This window comes from Streptomyces sp. NPDC015346, assembly GCF_043078785.1.
In the GTDB taxonomy this organism is placed as follows: domain Bacteria; phylum Actinomycetota; class Actinomycetes; order Streptomycetales; family Streptomycetaceae; genus Streptomyces.
Map to the genome: position 1 here is coordinate 281,159 of NZ_JBIBTW010000007.1, position 13,612 is coordinate 294,770.

The 13,612-nt window shown below is 69.4% G+C and carries 8 protein-coding genes; 4 read left to right on the forward strand and 4 right to left on the reverse strand.

Features of this window, described 5'->3' with window-relative positions; translation table 11 throughout:
* Positions 1-62: 62 nt before the first annotated feature.
* The 4 genes from ACF06X_RS25725 to metH all read right to left on the reverse strand — a co-directional run bounded on the left by ACF06X_RS25725 (position 63) and on the right by metH (position 8,169).
* Entirely contained in the window at positions 63-1,646 is a 1,584-nt protein-coding gene (locus ACF06X_RS25725) for an ABC transporter substrate-binding protein (RefSeq protein WP_392289652.1), read from the reverse strand.
* Between the two features lie 77 nt (positions 1,647-1,723).
* On the reverse strand, positions 1,724-3,313 hold the full coding sequence (locus ACF06X_RS25730) for an ABC transporter substrate-binding protein (RefSeq protein WP_392289653.1): 1,590 nt from the start codon (positions 3,311-3,313) through the stop codon (positions 1,724-1,726).
* 507 nt (positions 3,314-3,820) lie between these two features.
* Positions 3,821-4,519, reverse strand: coding sequence for an HAD family hydrolase (locus ACF06X_RS25735; RefSeq protein WP_392289654.1), 699 nt, complete (start codon positions 4,517-4,519; stop codon positions 3,821-3,823).
* Positions 4,520-4,659: 140 nt separating this feature from the next.
* Complete coding sequence (gene metH / locus ACF06X_RS25740) at positions 4,660-8,169, reverse strand: methionine synthase (RefSeq protein WP_392289655.1); 3,510 nt, start codon at positions 8,167-8,169, stop codon at positions 4,660-4,662.
* A 291-nt stretch (positions 8,170-8,460) separates the two neighbouring features.
* Here metH and ACF06X_RS25745 point away from each other — a divergent pair, with 291 nt between their 5' ends.
* The 4 genes from ACF06X_RS25745 (at position 8,461) to ACF06X_RS25760 (ending at position 13,567) form a co-directional block, all read left to right on the forward strand.
* On the forward strand, positions 8,461-9,225 hold the full coding sequence (locus ACF06X_RS25745) for an IclR family transcriptional regulator (protein ID WP_392289787.1): 765 nt from the start codon (positions 8,461-8,463) through the stop codon (positions 9,223-9,225).
* Between the two features lie 354 nt (positions 9,226-9,579).
* On the forward strand, positions 9,580-10,368 hold the full coding sequence (locus ACF06X_RS25750; RefSeq protein WP_392289656.1) for an MIP/aquaporin family protein: 789 nt from the start codon (positions 9,580-9,582) through the stop codon (positions 10,366-10,368).
* Positions 10,369-10,420: 52 nt separating this feature from the next.
* On the forward strand, positions 10,421-11,947 hold the full coding sequence (gene glpK, locus ACF06X_RS25755; RefSeq protein ID WP_392289657.1) for a glycerol kinase GlpK: 1,527 nt from the start codon (positions 10,421-10,423) through the stop codon (positions 11,945-11,947).
* A gap of 15 nt (positions 11,948-11,962) precedes the next feature.
* A complete protein-coding gene (locus ACF06X_RS25760; protein ID WP_392289658.1) occupies positions 11,963-13,567 on the forward strand; it encodes an FAD-dependent oxidoreductase in 1,605 nt (534 codons plus the stop codon).
* Positions 13,568-13,612 lie beyond the last annotated feature (45 nt).

Here is a 13,612-nt window from a genome sequence, read left to right on the forward strand (position 1 = left end):
GAGGGGGCCCGGCGCGCGTGACGCGCGCCGGGCCCCTTCGTCGTGCCGGCGAAGTCAGGGGGTCAGCTCTTCTTGATCTCCCAGAAGCGGAAGACGGTCGAGGCGTCCAGGGTCCACTCCAGGCCTGTGATGTTGTCGCGTGCGACCGCGTACTGCTTGCCCTGCCAGAGCGGGAGGATCGGCAGTTCTTCGGCGACGAGGTCCTGGATGCGGCCGAAGTCCTGGTCGGTGGAGGCGCGGTCGGCGGCGGCGGAGGTCTTGGGGATGAGGCTGCCGGTGATGGTGGTGTTCTGGTAGTTGTTGCCGAGGACGTTGCCCTTGCCGAAGAAGGGGGCGGTGAAGTTGTCGGCGTCGGGGTAGTCGGGTACCCAGCCCTTGACGTACACGCCGTACTTGCCGGCTTCGATGTCCTTCTCGTACTGCTCGAACTCGACCGACTGCACGGTGGCGTCGAACAGGCCGCTGGCGTTGAGCTGTTCGGCGATCGCCTTGAGCTCCTGGTCGGTGGCGGGGCCGTAGCGGCTGGGGGTGGACCAGAGGGTGAGCTTCACCTTGTCGGTGATGCCGGCCTCGCGGAGCGCCTTCTTGGCCTTGGCGGCGTCGGGGCGGCCGCCGTAGGTGTCGAAGAAGGCGGTGTTGTGGCCGGCGATGCCCGCCGGGACGATCGAGTAGAGCGGCGTGGCGGTCGACTTGTAGACGTTCTGGACGAGTGCGTCGCGGTCGACGAGGTGGGCGATGGCCTTGCGGACGCCGAGCTTGCCGACGACGGGGTCGTTGACGTTGAAGACCAGGTGCTGGACTTCGGCGCTGGTGCCCTGGACGACCTCGATGCCCTGGTCTTCCGTGGCGGCGGAGGCTTCGAGGGAGGCGACGTCGTCGGCGGCGAGGCCACGGTAGGCGACGTCGATCTCGTTGTCGGCGAGGGCCTTGGAGAGGGCGGCGCGGTCGCCGCCGTAGAGCTTGAGGGTGACGCCGGCGTTCTTCGTCTCGGCGGTGCCCCGGTAGCCGGAGTTGACGGAGAAGACGGCCTCGGTGTCGGTGATGGACTCCAGCTTGTACGGGCCGGAGCCGACCGCCTTGCCGTCGGTGCGCAGGGCGTCCTCGGCGTACTCGCGGTGGTCGACGATGGAGCCGGCGCCCGAGGCTATCTTGCTGGGGAAGGTGGCGTCGGGGGTCTTGAGGCGGAAGACGACGGTCAGGTCGTCGGGGGTTTCGATGGAGTCGATCGTGGCGAGCAGCGGCGCCGGGCCGGAGGGGTCGGCGATCTTCAGCGCGCGGTCGAAGGAGAACTTGACGTCCTTCGAGGTCAGCGGGTTGCCGTTGGAGAACTCCAGGCCTTCGCGGAGGGTGCAGCGGTAGACCTTGCTGCCTCCCTGGAAGTCGCACTTCTCGGCGGCCTCCGGCGTGGGCTCGGTGCTGCCCTTGGGGAAGCTGAGCAGGGACTGGAAGACGTTGTTGAACAGCAGCCAGGAGCCGGGGTCGTAGCCGGCCGCGGGGTCGGTGCTGAGGACCTCGTCGGACATTCCGACGCGGACATTGTCCCCGGAGCTCGCGGAGCCTCCACCCTGCTCGGCGCCGCAGCCACTGAGCAGGGCGGCGGACAGCCCCGCGGCCAGGGGAGCCGTCAGCCACTTGTTGTGCTTCACAGAACGTGCCTCTTGATCTCTTGCCAGGCCGGCCGCGCGCCTGTGCGCGGCCGGTTGAAACGGAGCTGGTTGAGGGGTCAGGCGGTGCCGCGGCCGAGCTCCCACAGGAGCAGGTCCGAGGAGGTGTTCAGCGCCCATTCGACGCCGGTGACGTCGTCGCGGGCGGCGATGTACTGCTTGCCCTGCCACAGCGGCAGGACGGGCACGTCCTTGGCGACGATCTTCTGGATCTGCCCGAAGGTGGGGCCGGCGGCGGTGCGGTCGGCCGAGCGGCGCGACTGCGGGATCAACTGGTCGCGGACGACCTTGTTGACGTAGGGGGTGTTGAGGAAGTTGTCGGCGTCGAGGAAGGGGGCGACGTAGTTGTCCGGGTCCGGGAAGTCGGGGAACCAGCCCAGGCCGTAGACGGGGTAGTCGCCGCGCTTCTGCGCGGGACGGAACGTGGACCACTCGGCGCCCTGGACGGTGACGTCGAAGAGTCCGGTGGCGTTGAGCTGTCCGCGCAGCGCCTCGAACTCCTTCTTGGTGTCGGAGCCGTAGTGGTCGGTGGTGTAGTGCAGGGTCAGCTTCACCGGGGTGGTGATGCCGGCCTTGCGCAGGAGGCCGCGCGCCCTGGCGGTGCTGGGCTCTCCGTAGGTGTCGAAGAAGGCGGTGGAGTGGCCGGTGACGCTGGAGGGGATCAGCGAGTAGAGCGGCTGGGCGGTGGTGCCGTAGACCTCGCTGACGAGCCGGCCGCGGTCGACGACGGCGGCCATGGCCTGGCGGACCGCCTTGTCCCTGACGGAGGAGTCGGCGGTGTTGAAGGCGAGGTAGCGGATCTCCAGGCCGGGGACCTCGGTGAGCTCGATGCCCTCCTTGGGCTTCTCGGTGAGCTCCTTGACCTGGGCGAGCGACATGGCGCGGGTCATCATGTCGATGCGGCGCTCCTCGAGGGCCTTGTTCATGGCCTCGGCGTCGGCGAAGGAGCGCAGCTCGACCTTGTCGTTGCGCAGGGTGGCGTCGCCCTTGTACTTCTCGTTCCTGGTGAAGACGACCTTGGCGACGCGCTCGCCGTCGCGCTCGGCCTTCATCGTGTACGGGCCGGATCCGTCGACCTCGAAGCCCTCGCGGAGCTTGTCGGCGCTGTACTTGTCCTTGCTGAGGATGCCGGCGACCGGGGTGGAGAGCTTGTACGGGAAGGTCGCGTCGGGCGTCTTGAGGTGGAAGACGATCTCGCGCTCGTTCTTGGTCTCGACGGCGTCGATGTTGGCGAGGAGGGCGGCGGTTCCGTTGTCGGACTTGATGGTCAGCACGCGCTCGACGGAGAACTTGACGTCCTCGGCGGTGACGGGGGTGCCGTCGGCGAAGGTGAGCCCTTCGCGCAGAGTGCAGCGGTAGCTCTCGCTGGCCCGGTCGCTGAAGGCGCAGCTCTCGGCGGCGTCGGGTACGGGTTCGCCGCCGCCGCGCGGGACGTGCATCAGGGTCTGGACGGTCTGCCGGAGGATGTTCCAGGCGCCGGTGTCGTAGGCGAAGGCCGGGTCGAGGGGCGCGGGGGCCTCGCTGGTGGCGAGGAACTGGTCCGTGGTGCCGACGACGATGGCTCTGGTGTCGTCCGATCCGCCACAGGCGACTAGCAGGGGGGCGAGCAGGCCGGCCACGGCCGGCAGCACCAGAGTCTTGCGGTTCATCCTGGACGTTCTCCTCATCCGGCACTGGGATACAGCGGGTACGGACTGCGCCGCGGGCCGCCCGGTCGGGGCGGAGGATCGGGCCGGGATGGTGTGCGATCGGTCCTGTGTGCGCGGCGACTTGGGTGGGGCGCCGGGGCACACGGATGGTGCGGCGAAGTACTCGCGAAAGATTAGTGCGCGGCGCCGTATTGCCCGACCGCGGGCACCCGTACGAGTAATCGCACAGTGATCATGAATGCGGGGCGCTCGATAGTCATGCGCGGGTGCGTTTCGTACGCGATACGGCGAATCGGGACACACGGGGAGGGCGTAACCGCCGCGATCCGGACACCTGACGCGGACCGGCCACCCCCCGACCGGCACGCTGCGTGACCAAGGTCACGTGGCGCCTTTTCGATGGATGGCCGGTTCATTTCGCGGTCGAATGCGGACCGGAAAGGCAAGCTCAGAGAAAGCTCAAAGGCTCAAAGGATCAATGGCTCGAAGATCCGGGCCGTCGACGATTCACGGGCCGGAGATCAGCGTCCGCAGGAAGGGGACGTCCACGTCCTCCAGGGAGCGGACCACGACCCGGCCCGGGGAGGGCGCGATGGGCGCGACGGAGGGCACGGCGACCACCCGGCAGCCGGCCGCCTCGGCGGCCGCCACGCCCGTCGCGGTGTCCTCGATGACGGCGCACAGGGAGGGGTCGGCGCCGACCCCGTCGGCGGCGGTCAGGTAGGGCTCGGGGTCCGGCTTCGTGCGGACCACCTCGTCGCCTGCGACGCTGAGGGCGAAGCGGTCAGGGCCGAGGGAGGCCAGGATCCGGTCGATGATGCGCCGGTGGGAGGCGGAGACCAGGGCGGTCGGGATGTTGTGCCGGGCCAGTTCGGCGAGCAGCCGCTCGGCGCCGGGCATGAGCGGTACGCCTCGCTCGATGCGCTGCTCGAACTTCTCGTTCAGCAGCACCGTGAGTTCGGCGAGGGTGATGTCGGCGCCGGTGGCCTCGATGAGGTAGCCCGCGCTGCGGGTCATGGGGCCGCCGACGACGACGTCCCGCCAGGACTCGTCCAGCCGGTGCCCGAGCGCGGCGAAGGCCTCCACCTCCGCGTCCCACCAGAATCCCTCCGTGTCGACGAGGGTGCCGTCCATGTCGAGGAAGACCGCCTGCAGGGCGGAGCTTCCGTTGGTACGGAACAAGGACGCGGGGACCGTACTGGTCATCCGGCACACCTCCATGGAGGGACGAGAAGGCCGGCCTCTCTCCCCGGTACGGAGAAGGAGACCGGCCTGCACTGGGCCGACAAGTGTACGTCCCGATCGCCCGGGACGCCGGGATTTATCCCTGGTGTGTGCCGGACGCCTCAGCGCGCGTTGAAGTACTTCGCCTCGGGGTGGTGGATGACGATCGCGTCCGTGGACTGCTCCGGGTGGAGCTGGAACTCCTCGGAGAGCTGGACGCCGATCCGCTCGGGCCGGAGCAGGTCGGCGATCTTCGCCCGGTCCTCCAGGTCCGGGCAGGCGCCGTAGCCCAGGGAGAAGCGCGCGCCGCGGTACTTCAGCGCGAACATGTCCTCCACGTCGGCCGGGTCCTCGCCGGCGAAGCCGAGCTCGGCCCGCACGCGCGCGTGCCAGTACTCGGCGAGCGCCTCGGCCAGCTGCACGGACAGGCCGTGCAGCTCCAGGTAGTCGCGGTAGGAGTCGGACTCGAACAGCTTGGCGGTGGCCTCGCCGATCCGGGAGCCGACGGTGACGACCTGCAGGCCGACGACATCGGTCTCGCCGGACTCCTCCGGGCGGAAGAAGTCGGCCAGGCACAGACGCCTGCCGCGACGCTGGCGCGGGAAGGTGAAGCGGGTCCGCTCGTTCCCGGCCTCGTCGAGGATGATCAGGTCGTCGCCCTTGGAGACACAGGGGAAGTAGCCGTGGACGACGGCCGCCTCCAGCAGGTTCTCGGTGTGCAGCCGCTCCAGCCAGCCGCGCAGCCGCGGCCGGCCCTCGCTCTCCACCAGCTCCTCGTACGAGGGTCCGTCACCGGTTCGGTTCTGCTTGAGGCCCCACTGGCCCTTGAAGAGGGCGCCTTCGTCGAGCCAGCTCGCGTACTCCTTGAGCTGGATGCCCTTGACGACCCGGGTGCCCCAGAACGGCGGGGTGGGCACGGGGTTGTCGGTGGCGACGTCCGAGCGGCCGCCCGGCTCCGGCTCGTCGACCTCGAGGGCCGTGGCGCGCTGGGCGACCCGGCGCTGCTTGAGCTCCGGCAGCGCCGCCCCGGGCACACCGCGCTTGACGCCGATGAGGGCGTCCATGAGGCGCAGGCCCTCGAAGGCGTCACGGGCGTAGCGGACCTCGCCCTGATAGATCTCGTGGAGATCCTGCTCGACGTAGGCCCTGGTCAGGGCGGCGCCGCCGAGGATGACCGGGAAGTCTGCGGCCATGCCGCGCTGGTTCAGCTCTTCCAGGTTCTCCTTCATGATCACCGTGGACTTGACGAGCAGACCGGACATGCCGATCACGTCGGCCCGGTGCTCCTCGGCGGCGTCGAGGATCGCGGAGACGGGCTGCTTGATGCCCAGGTTCACGACGTTGTAGCCGTTGTTGGAGAGGATGATGTCGACGAGGTTCTTCCCGATGTCGTGGACATCGCCCCGGACGGTCGCGAGCACGATCGTGCCCTTGCCGTCGTCGTCGGTCTTCTCCATGTGCGGTTCGAGATAGGCCACGGCGGTCTTCATGACCTCGGCGGACTGGAGCACGAACGGCAGCTGCATCTGACCCGAGCCGAACAGCTCGCCCACGACCTTCATGCCCTCCAGGAGGGTGTCGTTGACGATGTCCAGGGCCGCACGGGTCGTGAGGGCCTCGTCGAGGTCGGCCTCCAGGCCGTTCTTCTCGCCGTCGATGATGCGTCGCTGGAGACGCTCGTCGAGCGGGAGGGCCATCAGCTCCTCGGCACGCCCCGCCTTCATCGACTTCATGTTGACGCCCTCGAACAGCGCCATCAGCTTCTGCAGCGGGTCGTAGCCCTCACTCCGCCGGTCGTAGATGAGGTCGAGGGCGGTGGTGACCTGCTCCTCGTCGAAGCGGGCGATCGGCAGGATCTTGCTCGCGTGCACGATCGCCGAGTCCAGACCCGCCTTCACACACTCGTCCAGGAAGACAGAGTTGAGCAGGACCCGGGCGGCCGGGTTGAGACCGAAGGAGATGTTCGACAGACCGAGCGTCGTCTGCACATTCGGGCGGCGGCGCTTGAGCTCGCGGATCGCCTCGATCGTCGCGATGCCGTCCTTGCGGGACTCCTCCTGCCCGGTGCAGATCGTGAAGGTGAGGCAGTCGATCAGGATGTCCGACTCGTCGATACCCCAGTTGCCGGTCAGGTCCTCGATCAGCCGCTCGGCGATGGCGACCTTGTGCTCGACGGTGCGGGCCTGGCCCTCCTCGTCGATGGTCAGCGCGATCAGCGCCGCCCCGTGCTCCTTCGCGAGCGCGGTGACCTTCGCGAAGCGGGACTCCGGGCCGTCGCCGTCCTCGTAGTTGACGGAGTTGATGACCGCCCGGCCGCCGAGCTTCTCCAGACCGGCCTGGATGACGGGCAGTTCGGTGGAGTCCAGCACGATCGGCAGCGTCGAGGCGGTCGCGAAACGGCCCGCCAGCTCCGCCATGTCCGCGACACCGTCACGTCCCACGTAGTCGACGCACAGATCCAGCATGTGCGCGCCCTCACGGATCTGGTCGCGGGCCATCTCCACGCAGTCGTCCCAGCGGCCCTCCAGCATCGCCTCACGGAACTTCTTCGAACCGTTGGCGTTCGTCCGCTCCCCGATCGCCATGTAGGCGGTGTCCTGGCGGAAGGGGACAGCCTGGTAGAGGGAGGCGGCGCCCGGCTCGGGGCGGGGGTCACGCGGTGTCGGGGCGAGGTCGCGGGTCCGCTCGACGACGGCCCGCAGGTGGGCGGGGGTCGTACCGCAGCAGCCGCCGATGAGGGACAGGCCGTAGTCCCGGACGAACGCCTCCTGGGAGTCGGCGAGGCCTTCGGGGCCGAGCGGGAAGTGCGCGCCGTCCTTGGTGAGGACGGGCAGGCCGGCGTTGGGCATGCACATCAGCGGCGTACGGGAGTGGCGGGCGAGATAGCGCAGGTGCTCGCTCATCTCGTCCGGGCCGGTCGAGCAGTTCAGGCCGATCAGGTCGATGCCCAGCGGTTCCAGGGCGGTCAGGGCGGCGCCGATCTCGGAGCCGAGCAGCATCACGCCGGTCGTCTCGAAGGCCAGGGAACAGATCAGCGGTACGTCGACACCGAGGGCGTCCATCGCCCGGCGCGCGCCGATCAGGCTCGACTTTGTCTGGAGCAGGTCCTGTGTGGTCTCCACGATCAGGGCGTCCGCACCACCGGCGAGCAGGCCCTCGGCGTTCCGCTGGTAGCCGTCGCGCAGCACGTCGTACGCGATGTGGCCGAGCGACGGCAGCTTGGTGCCGGGGCCGATCGAGCCCAGCACCCAGCGCTGCCGGCCGTCCTTGGCTCCGAACTCGTCGGCGACCTCGCGGGCGATGCGGGCGCCCGCCTCGGACAGCTCGAAGATCCGGTCCGCGATCTCGTACTCGTTCGCCGCCGAATGGTTCGCGCCGAAGGTGTTCGTCTCGACGCAGTCGACGCCGACGGCGAAGTACTCCTCGTGCACCGAACGGACGATGTCCGGGCGAGTGACGTTCAGGATCTCGTTGCAGCCTTCGAGGTTCTGGAAGTCCTCGAGGGTGGGGTCCTGTGACTGGAGCATGGTGCCCATGGCTCCGTCGGCCACGACCACGCGGGTCGCGAGTGCTTCGCGGAGGGTGGCGGCGCGGTTCCGGCTGTCGGCGGAAGGGGTTGGCGACGAGGCCATGGATGAGCTCCCTGGGATGCGACGGCTGTCGGCTTTGCACCTTCGGAGGAGGGTGCACGGGCCCAGAGTAACCGTGCGGGCGTCGGGGTGGACATGGCGTCCCAAGGGCCGGACGGCATTCTGTGTGCGGAGACTCCCGGTCACGCTCGTTCGTGAACGACACTGTTCAGGTAACGGGTGGTCGGCATCGACCGATAGTGTTCAGCATTGTCGAACAGCATGATCCACGAGATCCTGTCCGTAGGATCCACCGGAACCACCGGGATCATGGAGAGGGAGAAGGGCCGGGCGATGGCGAAGAACATCCAGTCGCTTGAACGAGCGGCGGCGATGCTGCGACTGCTCGCGGGCGGCGAGCGCCGGCTCGGCCTGTCCGACATCGCCTCCTCACTGGGCCTGGCCAAGGGGACGGCGCACGGCATCCTGCGCACGCTGCAGGCCGAGGGCTTCGTGGAGCAGGACGCCCCCTCGGGCCGCTACCAGCTGGGCGCGGAGCTGCTGCGCCTCGGCAACAGCTATCTGGACGTCCACGAGCTGCGGGCGCGGGCGCTGGTCTGGACGGACGACCTGGCGCGCTCCAGCGGGGAGAGCGTCCACCTGGGCGTGCTCCACCAGCAGGGCGTACTGATCGTGCACCACGTCTTCCGGCCGGACGACAGCCGTCAGGTCCTGGAGGTGGGGGCCATGCAGCCGCTGCACTCCACAGCCCTGGGCAAGGTGATCTCGGCGTACGACCCGGTGGCGCACAGCGAGGTCCTGGAGGTCCCGCGGGAGGGGTTCACGCCCCGCACGGTGACCGACCTGACGGAGTTCGAGTCCCTGCTCGACCTGACCCGCGCGCGCGGATGGGCCGCTGACGTGGAGGAGACCTGGGAGGGTGTGGCCTCGGTGGCGGCGCCGATCCACGACCGGCGCCGGATGCCGGTGGGCGCGGTGGCGATCACCGGCGCCGTGGAGCGGGTCTGCGACGACGGCGAGCTGCGCTCCGAGCTGATCGCGGCGGTACGGGACTGTGCCCGGGCCGTCTCCCGGGACCTGGGCGCCCGCCGCTTCTGACCGGACGCCTCCGAACGGCCGCTTCTGACCGGACGCCTCCGAACCCGCCCGCACCCCCTCGACGACCCGGCCCGGCGCCTCACGGCGGCCGGGCCTTCGTGTGTCCGGCGGCGCCCGCGCGACCCGTGGGTAACGATCGGGTCATGCGGAACGGTATCGGCCACAGAACCCTTGACGCGCTGTTAAGCCGGGGGCAAAACTTCCGTGCATCGGTCGGCATTGTCGAACACCTACCGGCAATACACGCTAGGGTATGGCACTGCCAAGGGCCGGCAACGCCCTTACACGAGGGCGCGGACCACCGGAGGGACCCGGGGTTCGCCTTCCCCTGGACGAAGGACAAAGGAGTCGCGGGTGTCCAGCTCCGACATCTTCATCGGCGAGATCATTGGTACCGCCGTACTCATCCTGCTCGGCGGCGGCGTGGTCGCCGCCGTTGTGCTCAAGCGCTCGAAGGCGCAGAACGCCGGCTGGCTCGCCATCACCTTCGGGTGGGGCTTCGCGGTCATGACGGCCGTGTACATGACGGGTACCCTCTCCGGCGCCCACCTCAACCCGGCGGTCACGGTCGGCATCGCGATCAAGGACGGGGACTGGAGCGACGTTCCGGTCTACTTCGCCGGCCAGCTGCTCGGTGCCATGATCGGCGCCGCCCTGGTCTGGATCGCCTACTACGGGCAGTTCCAGGCACACCTCACGGACCCGGAGATCCTCTCCGCGCCGCCGCACGAGGAGGGCATGGTCGACCAGAAGGCCGCCCCGAAGGCCGGGCCCGTGCTCGGCGTCTTCTCCACCGGCCCCGAGGTGCGCAACGTCTGGCAGAACCTGGCCACCGAGATCATCGGCACGGTCGTGCTGGTCCTCGCGGTGCTGACGCAGGGCCTCAACGACAGCGGCAAGGGCCTCGGCGTCATCGGCGCCCTGATCACGGCCTTCGTCGTGGTCTCCATCGGCCTCTCGCTCGGCGGCCCGACCGGCTACGCCATCAACCCGGCCCGCGACCTCGGTCCGCGCATCGTGCACGCTCTGCTGCCGCTGCCGAACAAGGGCGGCTCCGACTGGAGCTACGCCTGGATCCCGGTCGCCGGTCCGCTGATCGGTGGAGCCCTCGCGGCGGGTATCTACAACCTCGCGTTCGCCTGAGCCGTACAGCAGTAGTCGTAGCCGTACACCTGAGACCTCCTTGGAGCACTCCGTGACCGACGCACACACCAGCGGCCCGTTCATCGCCGCCATCGACCAGGGCACGACCTCGTCCCGCTGCATCGTCTTCGACAAGGACGGCCGGATCGTCTCGGTCGACCAGAAGGAGCACGCGCAGATCTTCCCGAAGCCGGGCTGGGTGGAGCACGACGCCGCCGAGATCTGGACCAACGTCCAGGAAGTCGTCGCCGGCGCCATCGAGAAGGGCGGCATCTCCGCCGCCGACGTCAAGGCCATCGGCATCACCAACCAGCGCGAGACCACCGTGCTCTGGGACAAGAACACCGGTGAGCCCGTCCACAACGCCCTCGTCTGGCAGGACACCCGCACCGACTCGCTCTGCAAGGAGCTGGGCCGCAACGTCGGCCAGGACCGCTTCCGCCGCGAGACCGGCCTGCCGCTCGCCTCGTACTTCGCCGGCCCCAAGGTCCGCTGGCTGCTCGACAACGTCGAGGGGCTGCGCGAGCGCGCCGAGCGCGGCGAGATCCTCTTCGGCACCATGGACTCCTGGGTCATCTGGAACCTCACCGGCGGCGTCGACGGCGGCCACCACGTCACCGACGTCACCAACGCCTCGCGCACCATGCTGATGAACCTGCACACCATGGAGTGGGACCAGAAGATCCTCGAGTCCATGGAGGTCCCGGCGGCCGTGCTGCCGGAGATCCGCTCCTCCGCCGAGGTGTACGGCCACGTCAAGGGCGGCGTCCTGGACGGCATCCCGGTCGCCTCCGCACTCGGCGACCAGCAGGCCGCCCTGTTCGGGCAGACGTGTTTCGCCGAGGGCGAGGCCAAGTCCACGTACGGCACCGGCACCTTCCTGCTGATGAACACCGGCGAGAAGATCATCAACTCGTACTCCGGGCTCATCACCACCGTCGGCTACAAGATCGGTGAAGACGCTCCGGTGTACGCCCTGGAGGGCTCCATCGCCGTCACCGGTTCGCTGGTGCAGTGGATGCGCGACCAGATGGGCCTGATCAAGTCCGCCGCCGAGATCGAGACCCTCGCGTCCTCGGTCGAGGACAACGGCGGCGCCTACTTCGTGCCGGCCTTCTCCGGCCTGTTCGCCCCGTACTGGCGCTCCGACGCCCGCGGTGTGATCGCCGGCCTCACCCGGTACGTCACCAAGGCGCACATCGCCCGCGCCGTGCTCGAGGCCACCGCCTGGCAGACCCGTGAGATCACCGACGCCATGACGAAGGACTCCGGCGTCGAGCTGACCGCGCTCAAGGTCGACGGCGGCATGACCTCCAACAACCTGCTGATGCAGACCCTCTCGGACTTCCTGGACGCGCCGGTGGTGCGTCCGATGGTCGCCGAGACCACCTGCCTCGGCGCCGCCTACGCCGCCGGCCTTGCCGTCGGCTTCTGGCCGGACACCGACGCCCTGCGCGCCAACTGGCGCCGGGCCGCCGAGTGGACCCCCCGCATGGACGCCGAGAAGCGTGACGCCGAGTACAAGAACTGGCTGAAGGCCGTCGAGCGTTCCATGGGCTGGCTCGAAGAAGAGAACTGACGAGGAGTTAGCGACATGACCACCCTGCGATGCGTCCCCGCTCTGGGGACGCGCCCGGCAGCCGGTTCCCTGCCGAGCCGTGCCGAGACCCGGGAACAGCTTTCCAAGGCGACGTACGACCTCCTGGTGATCGGCGGCGGCATCCTGGGCATCTCCACCGCCTGGCACGCCGCGCAGTCCGGTCTGCGGGTGGCCCTGGTGGACGCCGGCGACTTCGCCGGCGCCACCTCCTCCGCCTCCTCCAAGCTCCTCCACGGCGGTCTGCGCTACCTGCAGACCGGCGCGGTGAAGCTGGTCGCGGAGAACCACTTCGAGCGGCGTGCGGTCTCCCGTCAGGTGGCGCCGCACCTCGCCAACCCCCTCACCTTCTACCTGCCCGTCTACAAGGGCGGCCCGCACGGCGCGGCCAAGCTCGGAGCGGGCGTCTTCGCCTACTCCGCGCTCTCCGCCTTCGGTGACGGCGTCGGCCACCTGCTCAGCCCCGCCAAGGCCGCGCAGGACGTGCCGGAGCTGCGCACCGACAACCTGAAGGCCGTGGCCGTCTACGGCGACGACCAGATGAACGACGCCCGGATGGCGCTGATGACCGTCCGCGCCGCGGTCGCGGCCGGTGCCACGGTCCTCAACCACGCCGAGGTCACCGGCCTGCGCTTCACCAGGGGCCGGGTCACGGGCGCGGAGCTCAAGGACCGCACCAGCGGCGACGAGTTCGGCGTCACCGCCCGGCTCGTGCTCAACGCGACCGGGCCGTGGGTCGACCACCTGCGCAAGATGGAGGACCCGAACGCGGCCCCCTCCATCCGTCTCTCCAAGGGCGCGCACCTCGTCCTGAAGCGGACCTCCCCGTGGAAGGCGGCGCTGGCCACGCCGATCGACAAGTACCGCATCACCTTCGCCCTCCCCTGGGAGGACATGCTGCTCCTCGGCACCACCGACGAGGAGTACGAGGGTGATCCCGGCCAGGTCGAGGTCACCGAGAAGGACACCGCCCAGATCCTGGACGAGGCCGCCTTCTCCATCCGCGACCAGCAGCTGTCGCGCGATCTGATCACTTACGCCTTCGCGGGTCTGCGGGTGCTGCCGGGCGGCCCCGGCGACACCTCCAAGGCCAAGCGCGAGACGGTCGTCACCGAGGGCCGCGGCGGCATGCTGTCGGTGGCCGGCGGCAAGTGGACGACGTTCCGCCACATCGGCCGTACGGTGATGAGGAAGCTGGAGTCCCTGCCGGGCCACCCGCTCGGCGAGGACTACGAGTCGGTCTCGACGCTGCCGAAGCGGCTGCCGCTGCCCGGCATAGCCAACCCCGACGCGGTCGCGCACCGGCTCCTCGTCGACGGTCCCGCGCCCGGCCCGCGGATGGCCGCCGACACCGCCAAGCACCTGGCGACGCACTACGGTTCGCTCTCCTTCGACATCGCGCGGATGGCGAACGAGAACCCGGAGCTCGGCGAGCGCATCCACCCGGACGCCCCGGAGATCTGGGCCCAGGTGGCCTACGCCCGTGACTACGAGTGGGCCGAGACCGCCGACGACGTGCTGCGGCGGCGTACGACGCTCACGATCCGCGGTCTGGCGACGGACGAGATCCGCGGCAAGGTGGAGGACATGCTCACCCGCTGACGAGCGGTGGGCGGTAAGGAGTAAGCGGTAAGGGGCGGTCTCCCT

Excerpts from the sequence above, each read along its gene's own strand:
- ACF06X_RS25730 (WP_392289653.1), bottom strand. The coding sequence starts at position 3,313 with ATGAACCGCAAGACTCTGGTGCTGCCGGCCGTGGCCGGCCTGCTCGCC.
- ACF06X_RS25735 (WP_392289654.1), bottom strand. The coding sequence starts at position 4,519 with ATGACCAGTACGGTCCCCGCGTCCTTGTTCCGTACCAACGGAAGCTCC.
- metH (WP_392289655.1), bottom strand. The coding sequence starts at position 8,169 with ATGGCCTCGTCGCCAACCCCTTCCGCCGACAGCCGGAACCGCGCCGCC.
- ACF06X_RS25745 (WP_392289787.1), top strand. The coding sequence starts at position 8,461 with ATGGCGAAGAACATCCAGTCGCTTGAACGAGCGGCGGCGATGCTGCGA.
- ACF06X_RS25760 (WP_392289658.1), top strand. The coding sequence starts at position 11,963 with ATGACCACCCTGCGATGCGTCCCCGCTCTGGGGACGCGCCCGGCAGCC.